23 protein-coding genes and 1 riboswitch are annotated in these 25,417 nt (G+C 57.5%); of the genes, 7 read left to right on the top strand and 16 right to left on the bottom strand.

What is annotated here, in order from left to right:
- Positions 1-51: 51 nt before the first annotated feature.
- The 4 genes from H7B67_RS28285 to ychF form a co-directional block, all read right to left on the bottom strand.
- Entirely contained in the window at positions 52-1,842 is a 1,791-nt protein-coding gene (locus H7B67_RS28285) for an extracellular solute-binding protein (RefSeq protein WP_185123254.1), read from the bottom strand.
- A 153-nt stretch (positions 1,843-1,995) separates the two neighbouring features.
- Positions 1,996-2,889: a carbohydrate ABC transporter permease gene (locus H7B67_RS28280; RefSeq protein WP_185123253.1), complete on the bottom strand. Its 894-nt coding sequence runs from the start codon at positions 2,887-2,889 to the stop codon at positions 1,996-1,998.
- A gap of 18 nt (positions 2,890-2,907) precedes the next feature.
- Positions 2,908-3,858 carry an ABC transporter permease gene (locus tag H7B67_RS28275; protein ID WP_185123252.1) on the bottom strand — a complete coding sequence of 317 codons (951 nt, stop codon included), beginning with the start codon at positions 3,856-3,858 and terminating at the stop codon, positions 2,908-2,910.
- A gap of 354 nt (positions 3,859-4,212) precedes the next feature.
- Complete coding sequence (gene ychF / locus H7B67_RS28270; protein WP_185123251.1) at positions 4,213-5,313, bottom strand: redox-regulated ATPase YchF; 1,101 nt, start codon at positions 5,311-5,313, stop codon at positions 4,213-4,215.
- A 241-nt stretch (positions 5,314-5,554) separates the two neighbouring features.
- Here ychF and H7B67_RS28265 point away from each other — a divergent pair, with 241 nt between their 5' ends.
- The 4 genes from H7B67_RS28265 to H7B67_RS28250 all read left to right on the top strand — a co-directional run bounded on the left by H7B67_RS28265 (position 5,555) and on the right by H7B67_RS28250 (position 9,294).
- Positions 5,555-5,698 carry a hypothetical protein gene (locus H7B67_RS28265; RefSeq protein ID WP_185123250.1) on the top strand — a complete coding sequence of 48 codons (144 nt, stop codon included), beginning with the start codon at positions 5,555-5,557 and terminating at the stop codon, positions 5,696-5,698.
- 154 nt (positions 5,699-5,852) lie between these two features.
- The gene (locus H7B67_RS28260) at positions 5,853-6,410 is read left to right on the top strand and encodes a sigma-70 family RNA polymerase sigma factor (RefSeq protein ID WP_342592355.1); all 558 of its coding nucleotides are present in this window, start codon (positions 5,853-5,855) and stop codon (positions 6,408-6,410) included.
- Positions 6,407-7,945 carry an ABC transporter substrate-binding protein gene (locus tag H7B67_RS28255; RefSeq protein ID WP_185123249.1) on the top strand — a complete coding sequence of 513 codons (1,539 nt, stop codon included), beginning with the start codon at positions 6,407-6,409 and terminating at the stop codon, positions 7,943-7,945. Before H7B67_RS28260 ends, H7B67_RS28255 begins: the two co-directional genes overlap by 4 nt.
- A complete protein-coding gene (locus H7B67_RS28250) occupies positions 7,942-9,294 on the top strand; it encodes an ABC transporter substrate-binding protein (RefSeq protein WP_185123248.1) in 1,353 nt (450 codons plus the stop codon). Before H7B67_RS28255 ends, H7B67_RS28250 begins: the two co-directional genes overlap by 4 nt.
- A 65-nt stretch (positions 9,295-9,359) precedes the next feature.
- On the opposite strand, the gene H7B67_RS28245 is transcribed toward H7B67_RS28250, so the two are convergent.
- Entirely contained in the window at positions 9,360-10,622 is a 1,263-nt protein-coding gene (locus tag H7B67_RS28245) for a molybdopterin-dependent oxidoreductase (protein WP_185123247.1), read from the bottom strand.
- A gap of 224 nt (positions 10,623-10,846) precedes the next feature.
- Here H7B67_RS28245 and H7B67_RS28240 point away from each other — a divergent pair, with 224 nt between their 5' ends.
- On the top strand, positions 10,847-11,557 hold the full coding sequence (locus H7B67_RS28240) for a hypothetical protein (protein WP_185123246.1): 711 nt from the start codon (positions 10,847-10,849) through the stop codon (positions 11,555-11,557).
- Positions 11,558-11,686: 129 nt separating this feature from the next.
- Here H7B67_RS28240 and trxA read toward each other — a convergent pair whose 3' ends face one another.
- Together trxA and H7B67_RS28230 are read right to left on the bottom strand one after the other, a co-directional pair.
- Complete coding sequence (trxA, locus tag H7B67_RS28235) at positions 11,687-11,998, bottom strand: thioredoxin (RefSeq protein WP_185123245.1); 312 nt, start codon at positions 11,996-11,998, stop codon at positions 11,687-11,689.
- A gap of 101 nt (positions 11,999-12,099) precedes the next feature.
- The gene (locus H7B67_RS28230) at positions 12,100-12,525 is read right to left on the bottom strand and encodes an RrF2 family transcriptional regulator (RefSeq protein ID WP_185123244.1); all 426 of its coding nucleotides are present in this window, start codon (positions 12,523-12,525) and stop codon (positions 12,100-12,102) included.
- Between the two features lie 206 nt (positions 12,526-12,731).
- Here H7B67_RS28230 and H7B67_RS28225 point away from each other — a divergent pair, with 206 nt between their 5' ends.
- Entirely contained in the window at positions 12,732-13,364 is a 633-nt protein-coding gene (locus H7B67_RS28225) for a DsbA family oxidoreductase (protein ID WP_185123243.1), read from the top strand.
- 213 nt (positions 13,365-13,577) lie between these two features.
- Here H7B67_RS28225 and H7B67_RS28220 read toward each other — a convergent pair whose 3' ends face one another.
- The 9 genes from H7B67_RS28220 to H7B67_RS28180 form a co-directional block, all read right to left on the bottom strand.
- Positions 13,578-13,943, bottom strand: a complete 366-nt coding sequence (locus H7B67_RS28220; RefSeq protein ID WP_342592357.1) for a toxin-antitoxin system HicB family antitoxin — start codon at positions 13,941-13,943, stop codon at positions 13,578-13,580.
- Positions 13,940-14,128, bottom strand: a complete 189-nt coding sequence (locus H7B67_RS28215) for a type II toxin-antitoxin system HicA family toxin (protein ID WP_246476057.1) — start codon at positions 14,126-14,128, stop codon at positions 13,940-13,942. The genes H7B67_RS28220 and H7B67_RS28215 overlap by 4 nt, the downstream gene beginning before the upstream one ends.
- A gap of 187 nt (positions 14,129-14,315) precedes the next feature.
- Positions 14,316-15,500 (bottom strand): response regulator transcription factor, encoded by a 1,185-nt coding sequence (locus tag H7B67_RS28210; RefSeq protein WP_185123241.1) that lies wholly within the window; start codon positions 15,498-15,500, stop codon positions 14,316-14,318.
- On the bottom strand, positions 15,497-17,281 hold the full coding sequence (locus tag H7B67_RS28205; RefSeq protein WP_185123240.1) for a sensor histidine kinase: 1,785 nt from the start codon (positions 17,279-17,281) through the stop codon (positions 15,497-15,499). The genes H7B67_RS28210 and H7B67_RS28205 overlap by 4 nt, the downstream gene beginning before the upstream one ends.
- A gap of 8 nt (positions 17,282-17,289) precedes the next feature.
- Complete coding sequence (locus tag H7B67_RS28200) at positions 17,290-18,171, bottom strand: carbohydrate ABC transporter permease (protein WP_185123239.1); 882 nt, start codon at positions 18,169-18,171, stop codon at positions 17,290-17,292.
- Between the two features lie 19 nt (positions 18,172-18,190).
- The gene (locus tag H7B67_RS28195) at positions 18,191-19,093 is read right to left on the bottom strand and encodes a carbohydrate ABC transporter permease (protein WP_185123238.1); all 903 of its coding nucleotides are present in this window, start codon (positions 19,091-19,093) and stop codon (positions 18,191-18,193) included.
- Between the two features lie 82 nt (positions 19,094-19,175).
- Entirely contained in the window at positions 19,176-20,561 is a 1,386-nt protein-coding gene (locus H7B67_RS28190; protein WP_185123237.1) for an extracellular solute-binding protein, read from the bottom strand.
- A gap of 353 nt (positions 20,562-20,914) precedes the next feature.
- Entirely contained in the window at positions 20,915-22,372 is a 1,458-nt protein-coding gene (locus H7B67_RS28185) for an NAD(P)/FAD-dependent oxidoreductase (RefSeq protein WP_185123236.1), read from the bottom strand.
- A gap of 88 nt (positions 22,373-22,460) precedes the next feature.
- Positions 22,461-22,560, bottom strand: a riboswitch (purine riboswitch).
- 184 nt (positions 22,561-22,744) lie between these two features.
- A complete protein-coding gene (locus H7B67_RS28180; protein WP_185123235.1) occupies positions 22,745-24,079 on the bottom strand; it encodes a uracil-xanthine permease family protein in 1,335 nt (444 codons plus the stop codon).
- A gap of 151 nt (positions 24,080-24,230) precedes the next feature.
- On the opposite strand from H7B67_RS28180, the gene H7B67_RS28175 reads away from it, so the two are divergent.
- On the top strand, positions 24,231-25,214 hold the full coding sequence (locus tag H7B67_RS28175; protein ID WP_185123234.1) for an aromatic ring-hydroxylating dioxygenase subunit alpha: 984 nt from the start codon (positions 24,231-24,233) through the stop codon (positions 25,212-25,214).
- Positions 25,215-25,417 lie beyond the last annotated feature (203 nt).

Below are 25,417 nucleotides of genomic sequence, written 5' to 3'. Positions count from 1 at the left end.
GCCCTTCCCATACCTGCGACTCTCTCCGGAGGTTCCCCGGGGGATCTCCGTTTACTGCTTGCGATAGCCGAACGTCTTCTCGTTCTGCTCTTTGTTCCAGTTCAGCACGTCGTCGTAGCCGAGACCCTTGGATTTCTCGATCATTTCGTTCTTCAGCTTGTCGAATTCGGCTTCGTCCTTGGCGAATACCATCTTCCAGGAGTATTGCTTGATGACTTGCGCCACTTGGCTTTGCTTCTGGGACAGGTCGTCGCTGATGAGCTCGGGCGCGGTACCCGTGAAGATCTGCTTATTGACCGCGAGCTTGCCGTTCTTCTCGAGATATTCCCTCGCCGTCGTCGCGCCGCCCATCGCCGCGCGCCAATTCTCTTCGAGCTTGTTCGGAGCTTTGGCGAGATACGACGTCCACAGATCGTACTGGTACGGATCGCCCGTCTCCGGATTCGTAGCCGTCATCTTCAGCGTCGTGTTGTTGATTTGGTTCTGGCCGTCCTTCCACGTGCCGCCTCCGAATTCCTCCGGAATCGGAGTCTGGTTCGACGGGAAAGCCTCGTTGCCGAGGTCTGTCAGCTCAAGCTTGCCGTCCGCGCCCTTCTTCCAGGCAAGGCCTTCCGGACCGTAATTGGATACGATCACGCCTTCCGGGCTGTACATCCAGTCGAGGAATTCCATGATCCGCTCCGGATTCTTCGCCTTGGCGCCGATCGCCCATACGCGGTTGCCGCCGTAAGGGTTGAATCCGTAAGAGAACGTGCGCTCTTCTTCGAACGGCACCAGCGCGAAGCCTTTGCCTTCCGCGAGACGCTCCGGCGTGTTGTACGTGTTCATCCACGGGAACCAGGTGAACAGCAGTTGGCCGTCCGTCATCTTGTTGACGACGTCGTCGAACGTTTGCGTCAGGGAATCCGGGTCGACCAGCCCCATTTGATTGGCGTCGAAATAAAGCTTCAGGCCGCGCATATAATACCCGTCTTCGTCGAGAACGCCTTGTATCTCGTCCTTGTCGGCGGAAATAAGCGTGAAGCCGCCGTTGCTGAAGCCGTCGGTCTCGTCGAAGCCGTGCAAGCCGGCCCAGGCCTTCGTGTTCATCATCATGTTGCCGTCCCAATCCTTCCACATGGAGAAGGCGTAGGTCGGACGGCCGGAATCGCTCTTCGGCTCAAGCTCCTGCATCTTCTTAAGCACAGGCAGGTAATCCTCCATCGTCTTGATGGCCGGGCTGCCGATTTGCTGATACAGGTCGAAGCGCAGGTTCGGGTGGTAGGTCAGGTCCTTCCCCTCGGACGGACCGTCCTTGTCTTCGCCGACGTCGAAGCCGATGCCGTACACCTTCGAGCCGCCGCCGAAGTTCACCTTGTTCTTCTCGATCGCTTTCGGAGCGTACTGCATAATGTTCTTGCCGTGAGTATCGAGAAGTCCGTTCTGGGTCCAATCGAGCAGCATGCCGGCTTTGATGGCGTCCTGGTACTTCTGGCCGTCGTCGCCGAACACGACGAGGTCGCCCAGGTCTCCGGAAGACATCATGGCGTTGAACTTGACGTCTCCTCCGCCCTCCAGGTTGGAGGAGATGATGTTCAGCTTCAGGTTGAATTTGTCCTTCACGACTTTGGCGAACCAGCCTTGCTGCTCGCCGGAGAAGTTGGACAGCATGGAGAAGACGTCGATCGTGTACTCGTCGCGGGCCGGCGAAGCGGAAGCCTCCTGAGAGGCTCCGGCGGATGCGCCGGTAGAAGCCGACGGGGATGCGTCGCCGCCGTTGTTGTTCGACGAACAAGCCGCAAGGCTCAGCGCGAGCAGCGCGGCGGTGGACGCCAGTCCTGCTTTTCTAATCTTCTTGTTCAACTGGAATGCCTCCCTTTGATTTCTTTACTGGTGAAGCCGCGGTCCAAATCGGTCGCGAATCGACAAGCGCGGCAGTCCCGCGCGCCCCCCGATCACCTCCTTAAAGATGAATAGCAGACCGTTCCGCAATCGGCCTTCGGGAAGAAACCGGAATCAGCCCTTGACCGCGCCGATCATGATCCCTTTGACGAAGAAGCGCTGGAAGAACGGATAGACGAGCATGATCGGAATGACGACGATCATCGAGACGGTCGTTCGCACCGAGGTGGCCGTCTGCATCTTGGATAAGTCGATGTTGGCCGTTCCTCCGCTCCGGATGATGGCCGCGAGCGAATTCGATTCGTTCAGGTACTTGTAAAGCACGAACTGCAGCGTGTAATAGGTCTGGTCGGTCATGAGGAACACCGTGTCGATAAACGAGTTCCATTGCGTGACGGCGGCGAAGATGGCGATGGTGGCCGCGATCGGCTTGATGAGCGGCAGAATGATTCTCCAGAACACCGTCAGGGTGCCCGCCCCGTCTATCTCCGCGGATTCCTGCAGCACCTCCGGGATCGATTCGATGAAAGTCTTGGCGAGAATGATGAAGAACGGAGAGACGATCGTCGGCAGGATGTAAGCCAGGAAGTTGTTCGTCATGTTCAGCTTCATCATGATGACGAACCAAGGAATGATGCCCGCGTTGAAGTACATCGTGACGACCATGAACCGGTACCAGAAGCTCCGCGCCCACATCTTCTTTTTGGTAAAAAGGTAGCCGAGGAACGCCGAGCAGAGAACGGTCGCCGCCGTGCCGATGACGGTTCGCGCCACGGAGATAAACGCCGCTTGGGAGAGACCTTTGATCTTGAGAATCTGAACGTAGTTCTCGAAGTGAATCTCTTTCGGGTACCAAGTGACGAGTCCCCTTGCGCTCAAATCGTTGCTGCTGATCGTGTTGATGAACAAGTAATAGAACGGAAACACGCAGAGGAACGTGAACAGGATAAAGAAAGCGTAATTCAGAGTGTGGAACGAGATTTCGCCGAAGCTGCGGCGAATGCGCATATGCGTCACCCCTCCTGGTTAAATGATGGATTCGCCGCGAACCCACTTGGACAGCTTGTTGGCGAACAGAAGCAGGCCAATGCTGATAAGAGACTTTAGCATGCTGACGGCCGTCGCGAACGAGAAGTTCGTCCCGAGCATGCCCGCGTTATAAACGTAGAGGTCGAGAACCTCGATGTGGTCCTTGTTGATCGGGTTCTGGAAGACGAAGTATTGCTCCATGCCGTTGTTGATGAAGTTGGCGATCTGAAGCATCAGCAGGACGAAGTACGTCGGCATAATGCCCGGGATGGTGATGTTCCAGATCATCCGGAACCGCCCGGCCCCGTCCACCTTGGCCGCGTCGTAGAGCTCCTGATCGATCGACGTGATCGCCGCGATGTACATGATCGCTCCCCAGCCGAGACCCTTCCACGTATTCCACAGAATCATCGAGAGCCAAGTGTGGTTGTCGGTCGCCAGGTAGTTGATGCCCCGTTCCTGGAGCCCCAGGCCGATCATGATTTTGTTGATGAGGCCGTTGTCCACGTTGAACAGAGCGAAGGCGATGGCGTAAACGAGCACCCAGCTGATGAAGTTCGGAAGCGTCGTCAGAATCTGAACCGTCTTCTTGAAGCGCATCGCCTTGATCTCGCTAAGGAGGATGGCGAAGGCGACCGGAAGCACCGAGGTGAGGATACCGAGCGAGCTCATGGCGATCGTGTTCTTCATGACCCGTCCCACTTCCGCCGTCTGGGTCGGGTTCGCGAAGATCGACCGGAACCATTGCAGGCCGACGAACGGCGTATCGCTTAGCTTGAAGCCCGGCCGGTAATTATAGAGAGAGTAGATCCATCCATACAACGGGAGGTAGCTGAACAAGAAGACGAGAACGAGAAATGGAAGCGCATACAAAAATAATCTGTACCGTTCGGATAAAATACCCCCGCTTCGGGCGGGCTTTAGCTCTTCCCGGGTGACCGGTTCCATGGGACCCCTCCTGCTTCGGAACGTTTTCGCGCGGCGGCATTCGGCAATCGCTTTCAAACGAGTCGCTTGCAACCGTCGCGAGTCAATCGTCGTACCTCTATTGTAGAGAGTTATCGATAACAGAGAGATATAAAACGGTTTCCTATTCTTTAAAGCTGTTATGTGCCGGGGAAAATTTTTCTACCTTGAATAAACGAATTTCTAACCTTAACGGCTGGGAAGGGAATAAAAGGAGGTTTCTGTCGGAGGTTTTCGTTGGGGTTTCCGATAACCCCATACATTCGGGGATCCGCCCCCGGAAAACAATCCGGCCCCCGGAGCTCTAAAGCGCAGAGCTCCGGGGGCCGGATTCGTTCAAACGTTGAAGCGGAAGTGCATGACGTCGCCGTCCGCGACCACGTATTCCTTGCCTTCGAGACGAAGCTGGCCTTTCTCCTTGGCCGCGTTCATCGACCCGGCGTTAACGAGGTCCTCGTACGAGACGACCTCCGCGCGGATGAAGCCGCGTTCGAAGTCGGTGTGAATGACGCCCGCCGCTTGCGGCGCCTTCATTCCCTTGCGGATCGTCCAGGCGCGAACCTCTTGCACGCCGGCGGTGAAGTACGTGTACAAGCCGAGCAGCTTGTACGCGGCGCGGATCAGACGGTCCAGGCCGGACTCGCTCAGGCCGAGCTCCTCCAGGAACATCTCCTTGTCTTCGCCTTCCAGCTCGGCGATCTCGGACTCCACCTTCGCGCTGATCGGTACGACCTCGGAGCCTTCCGCCGCCGCGAACTTGCGCACGCGCTCCACGTATTCGTTCGAATCGGAATTCGCCGCTTCGCTCTCGTGAACGTTAGCGGCATAAAGGACCGGCTTGATCGTCAGCAGGTGAAGATCGCGCACGATCAGCTTCTCTTCGTCGGACAGCTCCACGCTGCGAGCCGGCTTCTCTTCCAGCAGCGCCGCGTGAATGCGCTCCAGCACTTCAACCTCCTGGGCGTACTTCTTGTCCCCGCCCTTCATGTTCTTGCGGGAGCGTTCCATGCGCTTCTCGACCGAATCGATATCGGCGAGGATCAGCTCCAGGTTGATGACCTCGATGTCGTTGATCGGGTCGATCTTGCCGGAGACGTGCGTGATGTTCTCGTCCACGAAGCAGCGGACGACGTGAACGATGGCGTCCACCTCGCGGATGTTCGCGAGGAATTTGTTGCCCAGGCCTTCGCCTCGGCTGGCTCCCTTGACGAGGCCCGCGATGTCGACGAATTCGAACGCGGTCGGTACGATCCGGTTCGGCGTTACGATCTCGGCGAGCTTCTGAAGGCGTTCGTCCGGAACTTCGACGACGCCGACGTTCGGGTCGATCGTGCAGAACGGATAGTTGGCCGATTCCGCTCCGGCTTGCGTAATGGCGTTAAATAAAGTCGACTTGCCGACGTTCGGCAATCCGACGATTCCACAAGACAGTGGCATTCGAGTACACTCCTGACTTAAGCGCGACCGTTGCTTAAGCGCCTTAAGCGCCCGATCGTTCGCCTCTTCAATTCTCAGGTCATTATACCGGAATCCGAGTTGCCTCGTCTACTCAGGCAAGCAAGTCGGTTCGCGAGCCGCCCTCCCGCTCCCACTTCCTTACTCGGATAGAGGCGGCGGAAGCGGAGAACAATGTCCTTGAGGCATTTTCCCGCCAAGAGCCCTAAGGAGTGAACGACCGATGGAAAATCAAAACCACGCAGGCAACTACAAAGGCACGACCCGCATGCGCGCGAAGAATCAGGATATGGCCTTCGTCAACGACACGATCGACCGATCCAAGAACGCCACTCCCGTCAATCGTCCCGGCAAACGCTCCAAGTAGCCAACCTCTTCCCATTCAAGCAGCAGCGGCTCCAAGCCGCTGCTTTTCTTTTTCCCCGCGGGCCACATCCCTCTATACAAACCTCTCGCCAAAATTTTTAATGGATAGGGAACCTTTTCCATCGTTAATCGTCGGTTTATCGAGGTGAACGCAAGTGGAGTTCGACTATTTGAAGCATATGACCGAGGGGCTGGACCGCAACGAGATCCTGGACGAGCTCATGCTCGCGTACGGCAAGGACGTCTGGAATTACGCCTACTTCCTGACCTGCCGCCGGGAGGCCGCGGAGGATATCGCCCAGGACGTGTTCGTCAAAGCGTACCAGAATCTCCATAACTACCGGGGGGAGTCGCCGATCAAGCCGTGGCTGCTCTCGATCGCGAGAAATACGGCGCTCGATTATCTTCGGTCTTCTTGGGTTCGCAAAGTAAGCTTCCTGACGCCTCACGCGAGCAGAGCCTCCCATCCTTCGGCGGAGAACGAGTGGCTGCACCGGGAGGAGCACCAGGCGATCTGGGACATCGTCCTGAAGCTGCCTCGCAAGCTTCGAGAGGCGCTGCTTCTTTACGCTCATCATCAGTTGTCCATGAAGGAGATTTCGGCCCTGCTCGGCGTATCGGAAGGAACCGTGAAGTCGCGGCTGTTCCGCGCCCGGGAAGCCGTGAACCGGGCATGGGGATCGTCCGGCCAAGAAAGGAGCGAATTGTCATGAAGCGCGCCGAGCGGGATTGGGAGAGCCACTTGACGGAGACTCCGCTCGGAACGGGCGGTTTCTCGATGGGAACGATTCGCAAAGTAAAGGAGAGAATCGCCGTGCAAGAGAGACGCAAGAAGAAGAAAATCGTTCCGCTTGCGGCCGCGGCCCTGGTCGCCGTTATCCTGGCGGCGGTGGTATTCCGTTCGGAAATCGGAAGCACTCTCGCTTCCTGGAACAAGCCCGAGCCCGAGAAGAAGCCCGTCATCAGCGAGACGGAAACGACGACGCTCAAGATCGGCTATTTGTCGGGAGCGGACGATTTTATGAGGAAATACGGCAGTCCTTTTGTTATCCGGCACCCTATGGCGCGCTTTAGCTACTCGGCAAACGTGCCGAAAATGGGAAGCCTCGAAGATTACAGGGAGTGGATCGAGAACGAGGAGCCCGATCTGGTCCAGATTCCGCTCGGATACCTGGACGAGCTGTCGTCGGCCGGCCTGCTGACGGATCTTGACGCGCTGCTGCTCCGGGACGGCATCGACGAACAGAACTTCTATGAGCCGGTCCGGCGGACGATTCGGGAAGCCGGCGCGGGGAAGCTGTACGGGATGGCCGACAAGTTCTCGGCATACGGCTTGTACTATAATCGGGAGCTGTTCGCCGAGTTTGGCATTCCCGAACCGTCCGGAAGTCTGACCTGGGAGGAGACGATGGGCCTTGCGGCAAGGTTCGCCGGATCGGAGAAGAACGGGGATCCCGTATACGGGCTCAGCTTCGGCTACCGGCCGGGCCTGTCCTTGAACGCGGTGACCGTCGGACAAAGCCTGGGGCTGGGAACGTACGCGCCGGACGGCCTTCGGTCCACCTTAAGCTCGAAAGCTTGGACGGGTTTATGGTCTTCGTTCGTTCAAGGGTACCGGGACGGCTGGATCGGAGGCGAGCAGGGGATGGAACAGGGCAAGAGCTATCCCATGAAGGAGCTCTACAAGCTCGACCCGTTCCTGAACGGCCGTTCCGCCATGACGTTCCAGCCGAGCGATTACGGCAGCAATCTCGCCGGCGCGCGGGAGATGATCGGATTCGACGACGAATGGGCCCTTCTCCCCGCTCCCGCCCTGGACGAATCGGCGCGCTCCGGCGGGCAGGCGATGGAGATCGGTTACGTGTTCGCGATTCCGTCCCGATCCTCGCAGCCGGATGCCGCCTGGGAGCTGCTCAAGTACATCCTGAGCCCGGAGCAGACGGAGAGGCAAACCCGTACGGCGCCGTACGCCTTGTACACCGTCAAAGCCGAAACCGTCGACGACTCAGGTCCGCAAGACGCATACTACGAAGCCAGGTACGATACGTCCTTGTCCCTGAGCAGCCTGAAGCAGAAAGCCGACCCCGCTTACCAGGCGCTGCTTAACCTGGCTTACAAGTCGGGACAGGAACGGGAGCGGGATCTGCTGAACGGCTCTCTCGGGGTCGAGCCGTTCCTGGAACAGCTGGACCGCGAAGCCGAAGAAACGCTGCGGACGCTTGCCGCGGAGAAGGAGACCCGGCCATGATCCGGCGACTCTGCCTGTTCCTCCTCGCGGTCTGCCTGTTGTCCGGTTGCACGAAGAAGAGCTCGAACGAGGAGCCGGTATCCTTAAGGATCGCGACGCTGGATGCCTACTCTTTCGAATCGACGTACCGGGATTATTTCGATGCCGCTTTTTCCGATTGGGACCTCATCTTGATCGAAATCCCCGAAGAGTCGAGCTCTTTCTCGGAGAGCCGGTGGCGGGATTGGCTGGATACCGAGAAGCCCGATCTGCTTCTCATGAACGTGTTCGATTACCGCCGATTGGCCGATGCCGATCTCCTGCGCGACTTGGAGGAGTTCGCCTGGCGGTCCGATATGGATCTCGGCCGGTTCAATCCCGCCGTTCTTGACTATTTAAAAGGCAATGAGCAAGGACGGCTGTTCGGGCTCTCTCCCTTCTTCAGCACATCGGCCTTGTATTACAACAAGGATCTGTTCGACCGGCTCGGAATTCCATACCCCGAGGACGACATGACTTGGGCGGATACGCTGAACCTGGCCGGCCGCTTCATGAACGACAGCCGGCTCGGCGACGACGAATTCGGCCTACACGTCAAATGGGTGAGCACGCCGTTCGATCTGATGAACAAAATCTCTTATACGGAAGGTGTCGAGTACGTCAACTCGCAGACGGGCGCGCTCACGATCGATACGGACGGCTGGCGGAACATCTTCGGCGAGGTCGTCGACGCCTACCGGAACGGAACGTTCCGGACCCAGACCGTCGAAGGCGATACGAGGGACGGCACCACCTATTACGGTCCGGAGGCGCTGGCTCAGACGGAGCTGTTCGCGCAGGGACTGGCTGCGATGACCGTGGACGGTGACTCGCTCATGCGAAATCTCAAGGCGGGCGAGCCCGGGTTCCGGTGGGGCGTCGCGACGGGACCGATCCGGGCGTCCGATCCTTCCCGGGCGGGCTGGTTCGGCACCGGATACGTGTTCGCGATCCCCACCGTCTCTTCGAAGCCGGTGCGGGCTTGGGAATCGATCGCCTATCTCCACTCCGAACGCATGGGCCGCGCCTCCGTCGCCATCAACGGGGACCTTCTCGCGTTGCAAGACGATCCCGCCTGGAGAGGCGACGAGGATTACCGGGCGTTCTACCGCAAGCTGCCGGAGAACGAGTTGCCCGCGTACGCCGAGTCGAAGGTCCCCGTTAGTTTCTTCGAGCCGTTTAATCGGCTTGTCGATCGCCGCATTGACGAGGTGCTCCAAGGCAAGTCGACCGTAGAAGAGGCGCTCGCCTCCATCCAAAGGGAAGGCGAAGAGCTGATGGTTAAAGCCAAGCTCGAATCTGAACAGACGGCAGCCTCGCCATCGCAATAGCCGCGCCTCAAACGAATGGGGAGAATGACGGTCGGCCCGACCGTTATTCTCCCCATTTTTACTTTTTAAACCCAAGCGTCGTTATCGTACCCCCGAACCTCCCAGTAGCCGTAATGCGGCTCCTCGATCAGCTCGATCCTCTCCAGCCATTTAACCGACTTATAAGCGTACATCTTCGGAACGATCAGGCGAACCGGCCCCCCGTAATCGCGGTGAATCGGCTTGCCGTCGTGAAGCACCGCGACGAGCACGTCTTCCATCTGCGCCTGTTCCAGCGACAGTGCATCCGTGTATTCCCCGTCCCCGGAATAGAACTTGACGAAGCGGGCCCCAGGCCTCACTCCCGCGGCGGAGAGCAACTGCGAGAGAGGAACGCCCTCCCACGTATTATGATAGACCGACCATCCCGTCACGCAATGGAAGTCGCTGACCTGCACGACCCGTTTAAGCTGGAGAAAATCCCCCCAATTCCACTTGATCGGATTGTCCACCAACCCGTCTATCGTAAACGACCAGCTGGCCGAATCGAACTTCGGCAGCGGAGTTACCGTGTACACCCGGAATCTCCCCTGGGCTCCCCCGCCTATTACATTCGCCGAATCCGGCAAAGGCTCTGGAGGCGGAAGCATTCGGTTCGGATCGGTCTCCTTCGTCATTCCGCCCGCTTCCGACGGCCCGAAATCCCCGAGCGTACGGCCCGCCCATCGGAAGAACGGGGGGACTACCGCAACCGTTATCGCCAGCCCGACCGACCATTGGATGAACTGCTTGCGGCTCATCCATGCTTGAGGCTCCGCGGCGGAATACGCCGGCTCCCGGCGAGGCTCCCCTCCGGGAGCCGCCCGTTCCGGCTCCTCGGTCGTCCGGATCGCGCGTTTCTCGGGCTTCCTCGCCCAACGAAGACGCGTAATCGAATGATAAGCGATGTAAGGGAGTCCAACCCATGTCAGCAGGTCGTGAACCGCCAACGCTCCGTTGGACCAACGAGGCGGAAGATGGCGGAACTGCCAGAGCACGATGCCCGACAGCAGCCAGCCGACGAGCAGGACGAGCACGACGGCCAGGTTGCCCTTCTGTCTGGGCCGCGTTCGGATCTGCTTCAGATGGCGCTTCATCAGCGGACCGTAGAGAACCAGAATGACCGCCGTGATCAGCCCGATATAAATATGAAGCTGCTTCAGCCATACCCTTCCTTCCCCGAGCCAGCCGCGAGCCGCTCCCCAAGACAAGAGCAAGCCGCTGACGGCCAGAACGACGACCAGCCAGGCGTTCCATCGATGAAGCTCGGCCAGCTGCTTGCCGAGTCCGGGTCTTTTTCGCCCGCCCATTCGATCCCCTCCGTTTCTAACCGAATCCTTCGCCGCCAAATTATACCACCCTTCTATGTACATTACATGAACGAACCCGCCTAATCCTGTCTCGAAATCCGTCGGGAAGCGCCAAATATTTTTTTCCAACCCGATAAGACCGGAACATCTTGACCAAACCTGCGTCTAAAAAGAAAACCGACAACTAGATCTACGAAACGCTTCAGAAGGAGGAATGAATCAAGATGCGCGGAATGCTTTCGCTTCTTACGGCGAGTCTTCTTGCGCTTCTATTGGCAGGCTGCGGAGCCGGCGATAAGACAAACAACGACGCCGGTACCGTGGATGTTCCGTCTGCCAATGCAGAAGCTACCCAGTCAGCGTCTCCTGCCGAATCCGGCAACTCCGGCACCCCATCGGCCGCCCCTTCCGGATCCGAATCGTCCCTAACCCCTCAAGAGCAGTCGCTGGCCGCGGCGGCAGACGAGGTGGTAGGCGCGCTTCGCGACCGGGATCTGAGCCGTTTGTCCTCTTGGACCGATACCGAGCTAGGTCTTCGTTTCTCGCCTTATCCGCATCTCGACGACAAGACGGATCTCGTGTTCCAAGCCGATCAATTCCCGTCCTTCAAGGATGATACGGCCCTGAACTGGGGTTCTTACGACGGCTCCGGCGAGCCAATCCGACTGAGCTTCCGGGACTACTTCGAGAAGTTCGTCTACGACCAAGACTTTGCGGACGCGCCGGTCGTGTCCGTGGGCAAGCTCGCCAGCTCCGGCAATACGGCTTGGAACGCAGCGGAGATCTACCCGAACTCTTCTTTCGTGGAATATCATTTTCCCGGGTTCGACAAGGACCTGGAAGGGCATGATTGGGAGAGCCTGATTCTGGTCTTCACCCCCTACGGACCGGAATGGAAGCTCGTCGCCGTCGCCCACGGCCAATGGACCATCTAATCTCCCGAATGCAACCGCCCCGGCAAGGAACTTACGCCTTGGCCCTGGCGCGCCGCACCGAACCAAAAAAACGCCCTCCATGCGGCCGATTAAGCCGAATGGAGGGCGTTCCGTTGCTCCGGGCAAGATTTACATTTGGTTCTGGATCTTGTTCTTCAGGGAATCCTTGCTTTGAAGGCCGACCAGCTTGTCGACCGGTTGGCCGTCCTTGAACAGGATCAGCGTCGGAATGCTCATGACGCCGAATTGGGAAGCCAGTTCAGGCTCTTCGTCGACGTTGATCTTGCCGACCGTAGCCGATCCCTTAAGCTCTTCGGACAGCTCCTCGACGATCGGAAGCTGCATTTTGCAAGGTCCGCACCAAGGAGCCCAGAAGTCCAGAAGGGTTACGCCTTCGGACACGGTAGAGTTGAAGTTGTCTTTCGTTACTACTACTGCCATGTTACTCCACTCCTTCTAGAAAGGTATGATTAGCAAATCTCAGCTCTATATGATGATCGGGCCCTGTACTTCTCCCGTTGCATCCTAGCGCCATCCGATCGCTAGACGTGCTGCCTCTGCGCGATGTTCAGCAGCATGCCTCCGATCGTAATATCGGAGAAATAAGCTTCCAGCTGCTTCTCCGCCCCGCAGAACACCGAGTTCATCACGTCCTGCATGTTCGATCCGACCATGCAGTCCATCTCCGGATCCCCCGAGCACCAGTTCGGCATGAGCGAGCCTGCCGACATGGCGCGGTAAACGTCCGCGAGCGTGACTTCCATCGGGTCGCAGGTCAATCGGTAGCCGCCTCCGGACCCTTCTCTCGTCGAGACGTAGCCGAGCTTGCGAAGACAGCCGAGAACCTTGCGGACTCGCGCGGGATGGGTGCAGACATTCGCCGCGATCTCCTCGCTGGATGCCATTCCGTCCTCGCGATGGGCCAGCAGCACGAGACTGTGGACCGCAATAATGAATTCACTGTTCATCGTCTGCCGCCTCCTCCGGTTCGTACTGTAATAATATCAATTACAGTTGTGGTTGTCAACACCGAAACGCGCCGACCCGCGGGGCGGCGGGCCATCTGTCTCATGATGCCCGTTCATACCGTTTTTACCCCTCTTGACGCGCATTGTATCCTTTGTCCCCGTCTGTCATACTGGAGGCGAAACTTTCCGATCGACGAGGTGATCGCATGCATATTCAAGTTTACTCCGACATGGTGTGCCCATGGTGCCGAATCGGCATGAAGAATCTGTCGGACGCAATAGAACTCTGGACGGAACGGACGGCGGAAGAGATCGAGGTAAGCCACCGCGCCTACCTGCTCGACCCTTCCCTCCCGCCGGAGGGACTTCCGTTCAAAGCTTCCATGGAACGGAAAATGGGGCCGAAGCTGGAAGAGATGACGCGGCGCGTAACGGAGGCGGGAGCGAACGTCGGCCTGGTATTCCGGTTCGACCGCGTCGCCCGTATGCCGAACACGGTGCTCGCCCACCGGGTGACCGCCCTGCTCCCGGAAAAGCAACGTCAGATGTGGATCGACGCCATCATGACCGCTTACTTCGAGTTCGGCCGCGATATCGCGAAGCTCGACGTGCTGTTGGAGGTGGCGACGGACATCGGCTTGAACGCCCATGAAATCGGCATGAGACTAGAGAACGGGGAAGGCGCCGAGGAGGTCGAACGGGACCTGGCCCAAGCCCGCGCGATGGGCATCTCCGGAGTGCCGTTCTTCGTTATCGACAACAAGTTCGGGTTGTCCGGCGCTTATCCGGCGGCGGAATTCGTGCGGGCGTTCGAGAAGATTCAAGAGCAGAAAGCTTAACCCATGCCTATGCGCCTTCGTCGTCCTCGGACATCGAAGGCGCTTGTGCAAATTCTACCCCATAAAACCAAACGAGAACCGTCCGCAATATGCGTAGGGTCCTCGTCATGTTAACCTATAAACTAAACATATATTCAAAACACTAATCATACTTAAACTTATAAATTAATATAACTCTCATGGGTACAACTCCTTAAATTTTATAGGTTTTCGTCACTTAGCTTTTCCGCTTAATTTGTACAGTATATATTGATTCAAGCTGACGCCTTCACGTTCTGCATTATCAATCAAGTCTCTATGCAAAGTTCTAGGCATTCTAAGCATAATATTTCCGCTTGGAAGTTCCCTAGGCTCGGGAATTGGATCGCCATATTCAAGTTTGATTTCTATATGGTCTTTCTTTACTTCGTTTAAGTTCTGAACCAATTCATCTATTGTATCTGCCGTACTCTGGCATCCCTCCAACTCGACAAATTTCCCATGATAATAGGTTCCTGATTCATCAGAAACATGTTTGATAATCATCGTATAGTCCAAACGCAAGTAATACTCCAAGTTTTTTTCCATTACACCCTTCACCTGCACCCTCCTCGAAATAAAGGTGAACTCCCCCGTGTAAACCTTACTGATCTCTCTGTCTTAGACATCCCCGTAGAATTTCTGAAATGACGATGAGAGCCGTTTGTTCGAACCAATTGATAACCATAATGCTCCAAAACCTTAACGGCTTCTGGATACCTTATGTTATGTGGTTGGTTCTTCATCTTCTCCACGAGCTTTTCTATCCTGGGCACACAGGTTACACCTCCACAGCATAATACCGTATGTGATATCATGATGTTGAAATTATGATACTGCATGCAGTATCATAATTCAAGCTCGGATTAGCCCATTGAATATTTAATTATATGAAATGCCTTCGTCGTCCTCGGACATCGAAGGCGCGTGATTTTACTCAACCTTCCCCGCCGTCTCCAGCTCGTGCTGCCGGTACTCGGAGGGAGTGAAGCCGGTTTTCTTGCGGAAAATCTGCGAGAAGTGGCGGACGTCCGGGTAGCCGACCCGTTCGCTGATGTCGCCGACCTTCAGCTCGGAATCGCGAAGCAGCTCCATCGCGCGCTCGAGGCGCCGCTGGGTGACGTAATCCTTGAAGCCGTGGCCCGTCTTCTGCTTAAACAGCTGGCTGAAATAAACGGGATTGAGAAACACGACGGATGCGACCTTCTCGAGAGTCAGCTCCGACGGCAGATGCGCGTGGATGTACTGAAGAGCGACCTCGATCGCCTTCTCCCCTCCGCTAGCGTAATGATCGTAATGTTGGGACTCGGACGTCCGGCGCATCGCCTGAACGTGTTTCGGCACGGTCGCCATGTCGTCGATCCGCTCGCTATGAAGAACCTGGAACGGAACTTTCAAATACCGTTTCAAGTGAGTCCGCAGCAGCTCGATCAGCTTCGAGAGCTTGCCCTCCTCGCTAAGCGTCGCGAGCCCGAGCAAGCTTCTGGCGTCGACGTTGGCCACGAACCCCTTGCCCGCCGAGTCGATCAGCTCCGACAGCACGTTCTCGACGATAAAATGCTCGAGCCGAAGATCCGCGTCGCTCTCCATTTTGACCATGATCAGGTAAAAGCTCGGATGGCTGCCGGTAAACGTCGTTAAGTCGATCCCGCCCAGATCGAGGCCGGACGCCCAACGGGCGAAGACGGCTTCGCGGAGAAGCTTCAGGTTCGTCTTCAGCAGCTGAGTCTCGCTCGTCCTCTCGTTCTCCTTCTCGACCTCCTCGCCGAGCTCTTTGATTTTCTCGATCAGCGTTTCTTTGCCTATCGGCTTCAGCAAATAATCTTTCGCCCCGAGACGGACCGCTTCCTTGGCGTACGCGAATTCGGAATGGGCCGAGATGAACACCCATTTCACGTGAGCATGGCGCTTGCGCGAGATCTCCATCAGCTCGATGCCGGTCATGCCGGGCATCAGAACGTCCGTCAGCACGAGATGGATGAACAGCGTCTTCAGCAGGTCGACCGCTTCCTCCGGGCTGGAAGCCAGATAAACGCGGTGTTCGGGATACGTCTTGCGGATCGTTCGCTCGATCCCGTCTCGGATAATGCTCTCGTCGTCCACCACGAGTATGTTCATGAAGCGTTCCCTCCTCTCTCTATCGGAAACGAAACGACGACCGTCGTTCCCCGATCCGGCTCGCTCTCGATACCGAGTCCGTAGGCTTCCCCGAACATCAACCGGATGCGATGATGCACGTTCAGCAGGCCTATGCCGCGCCGCTCCGCCTGCCCGTCCCGCTCGCCGGACGGCGAATCCTTCAGCGACTCCCGGATGCGGCGCAGCGTCTCTTCGTCCATGCCGACCCCGTCGTCTTGGATGACGATCTCCAGGCGGCCGTCCGATTCCCTGGAGCAGACGCGAAGAGCTCCCTCGCGATTAAGCGGCTCCAAGCCGTACTTCACGGCGTTCTCGATGACGGGCTGCAGAATCAGCTTCGGCACCTTCGTGCCGAGCCACCGTTCATCCACTTCGATGCTCGTGCGGACGCGGCCCTTGAGGCGGGTCTCGATAATCGTCAAATAATGCTCCAGCTGCTCCAGCTCCGCCCGAAGCGTCGTCCGGGACGCTTCCTCCCAATCGCTGCTGAACCGAAGAATCCGCGATAGCGATAAAATGATCTTGCCCAGCCGGTCGTTCTCCCTCTCGTCCAGCATCCAATAAATCATGTCCAGCGTATTGAACAGGAAATGAGGGTTCACCTGAGACTGCAGCGCCTGCAATTGGGCGTTCTTCTCGCTGATGGACGCCAGCTTGATTCGTTCGATCAGATCGTCCATCTGCCTCACCATCCGGTTGAACGAGCCCACGAGAACGTTCAGCTCATGATAGGAATGGACGCGAACCTCGCCTTTGAAGTTGCCCAGCTCCACTTGCTTCATCTGCTGGATCAGCCGCTTGAACGGGGACGAGAACGACCTTGAGACGAGCGTCGCGAGAACCGTCGCCGCGATGACGAGAACGAGGATGACCGTCAGCAGGAATTGCTGGGTCTGCTTCAGCTCCAGGTTCAGCTCGCGGTTCGGCGTTACCCCGATGACCGTCCAATCGGCCGTGCTGATCCGGGCGGCCGTCACCATGGCGCCCGCGTGTTCCCGAACGAGCACCTCGCCGACTTTGAGCGGGCCGGGCCATCCGTCCGGAAGGCTCGCCATGCCGTCTTCCTCCGGCTGGGTCCGAATGATCTCCTTCCCCCCGGATTCGCGAAGGATCACGTTGCTCCCGGGCCCCAGGCTCGCGTTGCGAAGCGCGGAGACGATCGCTTCGGCATCCGTCTCGATCAAGACGACGCCGACGGACTTCAGCGTGCTGAGCTCGTACAATTGGCGCCCGAACGCAAAAACAGGCCGGTCGATTCCCGTGCTCATGAGAGACTCCGGATAAACGCCCAACCATTTCATTTCGCCCGTCGATTTTTTCAGCTCCTCGAACCAGGTCTGGCCCGAATAGTTATGCATCGCCCCGCCGATCGAGAGATCGAAGCTGTACACCCTGCCGGAGTTCGTCACCACGTGGATCCCGATGATGTCGTTGCGGGAATAGAAGATCGCCCCGAGAATATCGGTAATGCGGCGTTCCAGGTTCACGGCTTCGACGCCCCCGGCGCTTTCGGTCTGCAGCAGCCTCATCAGCTCGTTGTTGCTGTTAAGCGACTTGGTGACGCTGTCGTACCCTTTCAGCATCAGGTCGAACAAGCCGACCGTCTGCGAAATGTTTTTCTCGGCGACGTCCCCGACCTTGTCCCGAACCTGCTCGGTTGCCCTCTGGTAATACACGAAGCTGACGATGAGGAGCAATCCGAGCAGGCTGAACAGGAAGATCAGGAACAGCCGTCCGTGAATGGACTGAAATCTGGTCATTGCAACGATCACCCTTTGACGGCGCCGGCCACCATGCCTTTGGTAATCTTCTCGGCAAGCAAGAAGTAAATGATGATCACCGGAAGCGCCCCGAGCACGAGGAACGCGCCGATCGCCCCATAATTGACGGAATACTGGCTGACGAAGCTGTTGACCCCGAACGGAAGCGTCTTCAGGCTCTCCTTGGAGATGAACGTCGCGGCGAGCACGTATTCGTTCCAAATGTTGATGAAGGTCAAGATGCACACCGTCATGATCGGCGGGATCGAGACCGGAAGCACGATGCTGCGAAAAATCCTCAGAACGCCCGCTCCGTCGATGATGGCGGACTCCTCGATCTCCGTCGGGATCGTCTTCATGAAGCCGCTCATGATGAACACCGCGATCGGCGTCTGGAAGGCGATGTACGGCAGGATCAAGCTCAGCCTGGTGTTAAGGATGTCCATATTACTGAATATGACCATGATCGGGAGCAGCGTCGCTTGCAGCGGAATCATCATTCCGAGCAGGAACAGCAGCATGACGTACTGGCCGTACTTCCAGCGGAATCGCGTAATGGCGAACGCAGCCAACGAGGCGAGGACAATGACGCACGCCATCGTTACGGTCGTAACGAGCAGGCTGTTCGTCAGGTAGTCCCAGTACTTGCCTCCGCCGAGGGCGTTCTTATAATTTACCCATTGGGCTACTTTCGGAAGGGCGAAGAAGCTGCCCGAGAGAATCTCCTCGTTCGTCTTAAGGGAGTATATCAGCAGCCATAGCAGCGGGTAAAGCTGCGTGACGAGAAGAATGCCGAAGATGATATAGACGATGGTCTTGGCGACGGGCAAGCGTTTCTTGGGAGATCGGACGGCGGGCTTCGCGCCTTGCAGCGTTGCGGATCGGTTCATGTGCGGAGCGCCTCCTTTTTTACGAGTATCGTTTCTCTAGCCGGTTGAAAACGAAGTTGATCAAGACGGTGACGAGCAGGCACATCGCGACGAGGAACGTCCCGACCGCGCTTCCGTAGCCGTACTTCTGGGATAGGAACGACATGTTGTACATGTGCATGGCGACGACGTCCGTCGCATGTGCCGGCCCCCCGCCCGTCATGACCATGATCAGGTCGAACGATTGAAGCGAACCGATAAAGGATAGAACGAACGAGATCTTGAAGATCGGAACGATCATGGGCAGCGTAATATATCGATCGGCCTTGAAGCCATCGGCGCCGTCTATCTTGGCGGCTTCGTAGATGTCGGCCGGTATGTTCTGAATCCCGGTAAACTGAATGAGCAGGTGATACCCGAGGTACTGCCATAACCCGACGAGGATGATGGCGTAGATCGCCACTTTGGGGTCGGTGAGCCAGTTGTGCGTCCACGAATGAAGCCCTATCTTGTCGAGGATTTGATTGATCATGCCGCCTTGGGAGGCCGGGTTGTAAATCGTCTTCCACAGCTGCCCGATCACGACGACGGACAGGATGACGGGAAGGAAGTAGCTGGAGACCAGAAAATTCGCCTTGCGGGTGTAGCGGCCGATCAGGATCGCAACGAGTAGCGCGAGCGGCAGCTGAATCAGCATGGAGAAGCCCGCGAGCAGGAACGTGCGCCGGACGGAGGGCCAGAACACGGAGTCGCCGGTGAACATGCGATGGTAATTATCGAAGCCGACGTGCTTGGCCATTCCGATCGGAACGATTCCGTTCCAATCCAGGAAGGAAGTATAGACGGACACGCCAATCGGCACGAACACGAGACCGATGTATATGATTAGACACGGCAGCACGAACGCCGCGATCGTCCAGTTGGACACCTTCAACACTTTCAAGGCTTACGCCTCCTTCATGCTTCCCGGACGATGACGAAAGGGGAGCGCGGGCGCCCCCTTCCGTCAAGCCGAACGGAATCTATTATTTGTTGTCTTCGTAAGCTTGTTGGTGTTCCTTGGCCACCGCCGCGGGATCCGTGTCCGGAGTAACGAACAGGTTCTGGATGCTGGACAGGTGAACCTGGGAAGTCGCCGGGTTCATCGTGTTGTCGAAGCTCAGGTCGCCGCCTTTTACGGTCTTGAACAGGTCGAGAACCGTAACCGCCATGTCGGAGTACCCGGCCGCCTTGAAGTCGCCTTCGACCTTCTGAGCCAGGCCGACCGCGCCCTTCAGGCCGAACAGCTCCTTCGGATAGTTCAGCATGAAGTAGTTCAGGAAGTCGAGCGTCTCGTTCAGATGCTTGCTGTTCTTGGAGACCGCGAACGCGGAGCCCGGCGCGAGCATGTATTCGTCCGGATCGCCCTTGCCGCCCACCGTAGGGAACTTGAAGACGCCGACGTTGCCGTCCTTGCTCACTTCGGCGGTCTCGATGCCGCCGGTCGCCCAGGAGCCCATGTAATACATTGCCGACTTGCCCGTCTTGAACAGGTTCTCGCCCGCGTTGTAGTCGAAGGAAGTCGCGCCGTCTTGGAACGCGCCGGCCTTGACGAGATCCTCGAACGCCTTGACCGCTTCCAGGAAGGCCGGGTCCTCGAACGTCGTCTTGCCGTCCGTCACGTCTTGCAGGAAGCCCGGGCCGTACGTGCGGAGCAGGATGTTCATGAACAGGAAGGAGCCGGTCCAGGAATCCTTCTCGCCGATCGCGAGCGGGGTAATGCCCTTCTCCTTCAGGATTTTGACGTCCGCCACGAGCTCTTCGAACGTCGTCGGCGGGTTCGCGATGCCGGCTTGCTGGAACAGCGACTTGTTGTAGTAAAGGACGCCGATGTTGTTGCCGTCAGGCAGCGCGTACAGGTTGCCGTTGAACGTATAAGGATCGAGAATGCCCGTTTGGAACGTGTCGGCCAGGCCGTTCTGCTTCACCATGTCGTTCAGCGGAGCGAATAGGTCCGCGTCGACGAACGGCTGCATCTGCGCCTTCGGGTTGACGATCGTGATGTCCGGAACTTCCTTGGAAGCCGCTTGCGTCTTGAGCTTCAGCTTCTGTTGGTCGGTGTTCAGGGAGTCCAGCTCGATCTTGACGTTCGGGTGAGCCGCTTCGTAATCGCTTACGATCTTGTGAAGCATCTGGTACTTAGGATCGGAAGAGTCCGGATAAATGTTCTGGAACGTGATCGTGACTTTCTCGCCGGAGCTTTCGGAAGCCGCGGGAGAGGAAGCGGGAGCGGACGCGGAGGCGGAGGCGGAAGGCTCCGGGCTCGCCGCGCTGTTGCCGTCGTTTTCATTGGAGGATCCGCAAGCCGACAGGCTCGCCGCGAGCAGGCCCGCTACGGTAACGACTCCAAGTACTTTTTTGCCGTTTTTCATTTCGTTCTTTCCCCCTTCAGGTTGTCTACGGGCTTTATTATGATCGCTTTGGTTATCCTGAACAATTAAGTTAATTAGGGGGAGATGTTTGTTTTTTTAAGATAGAAAATGCAAACCCGCCCGGGTAGAGCTTTAGCGGAGCTGTTCCTGACAAGGCAATGAGGCTGTTTGATCGGCAGCGCGACGCAACCATCGGCCGGCTCGGGGGTGGCTAATGTGGTGCATCGGGTGCACCACTTCGGCGGGAATGCGGGTTGCGAAACCAAGCAATGCGCGGATTGCACCACATTCAACAAAAAACCTTCCCTCCGAAGCGATGAAGCCCGCTTCGGAAAGAAGGTCCTGATCTATCGTTACACGTTCGCAGGCTGAGGCTTGACGCCCGCCTTCTCGGCGATCGCCCGCGCGATCCAGACGCCCGCCGCGCCCGCTTGCGCGAGGCCGCGGGTCACGCCCGCTCCGTCTCCGCCGCAGTAGAGACCGTCGATCTCGGTCTCCAGCTTCTCCGTCAGTTGCGGACGGGCGGAGTAGAATTTCGCTTCCACGCCGTAGAACAGCGTATGCTCGGACGCGATGCCCGGCGTTACCTTGTCGAGAGCTTCGACCATCTCGATCAAGCTCTTCATCGTGACGTACGGAAGCACCAGCCCCAGATCGCCCGGCACGGCCTCCTTCAGCGTCGGCTCGAGGAACCCTTCCTTGATGCGGGCTTCCGTGGAGCGGCGGCCTCTCAGGATATCGCCGTACTTCTGCACGATGACGCCTCCGTTAGACAGGTCGTTCGCGCGCTTGCAGATCTCGCGTGCGTATTCGTTAGGCTTGTCGAACGGCTCCGTGAACTTGTGGGAGACGAGCAGCGCGAAGTTCGTGTTGCTCGAGCCGAGCGCCGGATCCTTGAACGCGTGCCCGTTCGCCGCCATGACGCCGCTGTGGTTCTCGACGACGACGTGGCCCGAAGGGTTGCTGCAGAACGTGCGGACCCGCGTGCCGACCGAGGTGTTGAAGACGAACTTGCCTTCGTACAGGTTCTCGTTGATCTCGCGCATGACCACGTCGGACGTCTCGACGCGAACGCCGACGTCCACCTGGTTGTTGTACATTTTCAGGCGGCGCTTCTTCAGCACCTCCGTCAGCCAAGCCGATCCGTCCCGTCCGGGGGCGATGACCACGGTATCCGCTTCGATCTCTTCCCCGTTCTTCAGCCGAATGCCGGTCGTCTTGTGCTTCCCGTCTATTTTCACCGTGATCAGATCGTCGACTTCCGTCTTGAACCGCATCTCCACGCGAGTGCTCAGGTAATCCGCGATAGACTTCATGATCTCCAGGTTCTGCTCCGTGCCCAAGTGGCGAACCTGCGCCCGCAGCAGCTTCAGTCCCGCCGCGTAAGCCCTCTGCTCGATGCCGCGCACCGTATCCGTGGTCGGATCGGTAATCGCCGGAGTCGCGCCGTGCTCCAGGTTGACCTCGTCCACGTACTTGATCAGCGAGAGAACCTGGGATGCCGGCAGATAATCGGTCAGCCAGCCTCCGAACTCCGTGGTGATGTTGAATTTGCCGTCGCTGTAAGCTCCCGCGCCTCCGAAGCCGGCCGTGATCGAACATGCGGGCAGGCAGCCGGCGAATTCCTTCTTGCCTGCGGCCGGAGGGCATAGCTTGATTTTCTCCTCCAGAATGGGGCAGCTGCGCCGGCGGATCTCATGGCCTTTGTCTACGAGAAGAACCTTAAGATCCGGGGCTTTGCGGGTGAGCTCATAGCAAGCGAAAATACCGGCCGGGCCGGCACCGACAACAACGACATCGTATCGATTCATGTGGTGTCATCCTCCTACTAAGGAAATCATGTGCCGCCCATGGCCGCGAGAGAACAAAAAAATTCCTGACCGCGAGCGGGTGTGAGAAAAGCGATCCCACATCCGTCGTAGTCGGGAATTTGCGGTTCCCGGTAGAGACTCTCGGCCCGTATCGCCGAGGATATACGAAGGAATGATGAATGTGAATGTTCGGCATCGCGCTTAGTCGCATCGATTAAATCATGCCGCACCTCAAATGCTAACCGATAAATCCGTACGCGTCAAGCAGATGATAGCTAAATCATTCGATTTTGAAGAGGTAGTTAGTGGCGTTTAGAATCTGTAGCCCTGCAAATACCCTCAAACCCGAACATTAACCTCGTTAAAGCCGATCTATCCTTCGTTTTTCTCTTCTTTGCCCTTAGGGATGATCAAGTTAAGCACCAGCGCGGCGATAGCGCCGACGGCCGTTCCCGAGGACAGAATGTAATTGGCGATATCCGGAAGCGTATTGAGCACGTCCTTCGGGAATACCGTAAGGCCGAGCGTCAGCGCGATCGGAATGCCCACGATCATCATGTTGCGGTCGTCGATCTTCAGCGGCTGGATGACCTTCATGCCGTTCATCAGGATAGCGACGCAGACGATGGCGAAAATCCCGTTGATGACCGGTTCCGGAATGCAGGTGATCAGCACGGACAGCTTCGGAATGAGGCCAAGCGCGAGCAGGATGATTCCGCCGGCCATAATAGCCATGCGGCTGGCGACGCCCGTCACGGCGATAAGGCCCGCATTGGAGGAATAGCCCGTCATAGGAGAGCCGCCGAACATCGAACCGACGAAGCAGCCGAGGCCTTCGCCGAACGCGCCGCGATTGAGGCGCTTCTCGGTCAGCTCGCTGCCCGTTACCGAGGAGACGACGAACCAGGTGCCCGTCGTTTCGATGAGGACGATCAAGTACACGATCGCCATCGTAAGAACGGCGCTAAGATCGAAGGTAGGCGCGCCGAACGGGAACAGCTCCGGAAGCTTGAACCAGCTCGCGTCTCGAACCGGAGAGAAATCTACCGTGCCGAAGAAGGAAGCGACGATCGTGCCGACGACGATCGCGACGATAACGGAGAGAAGACGGAACAGCGTGCCGCCGCGCTTCAGCTTGCTGCCTAGCAGCATGCAGACGACGAGAACGGCCGCGGAGACGCCGGCGATCGTCACGTTATTGCCGAGGTTGCCGGGGGCGATGAAGATGCTGTTCATCGCGGATGGAATCAAAGTGACGCCGACGACCATGATAACGGTACCGCCGACGATCGGGGGAATGACTTTGCGAACGGCCTTGGCGAACCACTTGAGCGGCAAGCCGAGAACGGCGATAAGCAGAGCGCCCGGCAGTAGGCTGCCCGTCATCGCGGCCAAACCGAGCTTATTGCCGATGGCGGCCATCGCGCCGATAGGAATATAGGAAGGGCCTTGAACGACCGGGAGCCGCATGAAGATCCCCGTCTGGATCAGCGTACCGATCCCCGTCGCCAGGAAGCACATTTGGATGAAGAATGAGGTGTCTCCGCCGCTTAATCCGAGCAATCCGGCGATAATGATGGGGGCAATGTATAGGTCCATCGCCAGAACGTGCTGAAGTCCGAGCAAGAAAGCTTTGCCGGTGCCGATCTTGTCGTCGACTCCGACCAATAAACCGCTGCTTTGCGCTGTTCTCTGTTGTTCCTGCATAATGCTCGTTTGAGACCTCCTCATGGGTTAAAAAAGTAACGACCGTTTGATTATAGTGGACTTTTCGTGAAAAGTATAGATTTTTACGTACAATAAATTGTAGAATGTTATTAAACGTTCGCATTTAGACGACTGGAAAAGAGGACACCTTATGCCGAATACTCAACTCGATCCCGTGCTGGCGAATGAGTGGATCGTCGCCTGCCGTTCTTCCGACCTTCAGGACCGCCCCGTTCCGATCGTCGTTCTTCGCGAGAGACTCGTTTTGTTCCGTACGGAGGAAGGGGTCCACGCCTTCTCCGACCTGTGCGTCCACCGCGGAGCCGCCCTTTCCTTAGGCTGCATCAGGGAGGGCCGTCTGGTGTGCCCTTATCATGAATGGGAATACAATACCGACGGAGCATGCGCGAAGATTCCCCAGCTTCCGGAGGGACAAGCCATCCCCCTGAAGGCCAGAGCCAAGAAGTTCTCCTGCGTCGAGAAGTACGGTCTCGTCTGGGTTAACCTAAGCGGCGGCGAGCCTCCGCTCGTCTCTTACCCCGAGGATGAAGATCCGAGCTTTCGCAATGTGATCTGGGGACCGCAAGAGGTTAACGCCAATCCTCCTCGGATCGTCGAGAATTTCCTCGATGTCGGCCATCTCGCCTTTATCCACCAGGGTTACCTCGGCATGCCGGATCATGCGGAGATCGGCGATTACCGCATGGTAGAAGAAGAGGACGGCATTCGCTCGGAGGAGATCGCGGTGTACCAGCCCGATCCGGACGGCTCCGGCCAAGCGAAGCACGTCTATTACACGTACAAGATCCTTAAGCCGCTCACCGTGCGCTTTACGAAGCGCGACCGCGAGCTCGGCAACCTGATGACGATCATGCTCACCGTTCGTCCCGTCGAAGAAGGCAAATCGGTCGCCTACGGCATCCTCTCCTTCAATTACGACACGGGCACGACCGACGAGGAGATCGTCGAGTTCCAGGACATGATTTTCGCGCAGGACAAGCCGATCGTCGAGAACCAGAAGCCGGAGAACCTGCCGCTCGACCTGCAGGCCGAGCTCTCCCTCCGCTGCGACCGCGTCAGCATCGCCTATCGCCAGTACCTAAAGAAGATGGGCGTGACTTTGGGCACGGCTTGATAGTTTGGCAACTAAGAAGCGCCGATTCTTCCGCATTATGCGATTGGATCGGCTTTTTTTAGCACAGCCGCTTCCGCGACTAGGCGTTAGTCGATTTTTTCGACTATCTCGACCGCCAGCACGACCTTCGCACCCCCGTTAGTCGATTTTTTCGACTATCTCGACCGCCAGCACGACCTTCGAGCCCCCGTTAGTCGATTTTT

Origin of the sequence: Cohnella thailandensis (assembly GCF_014212135.1) — a bacterium.
GTDB classification, from domain to species: Bacteria; Bacillota; Bacilli; order Paenibacillales; family Paenibacillaceae; genus Cohnella; species Cohnella thailandensis.
Note: the sequence above shows the minus strand (reverse complement) of the source record. Positions and strands in the feature narration are given on the sequence as shown.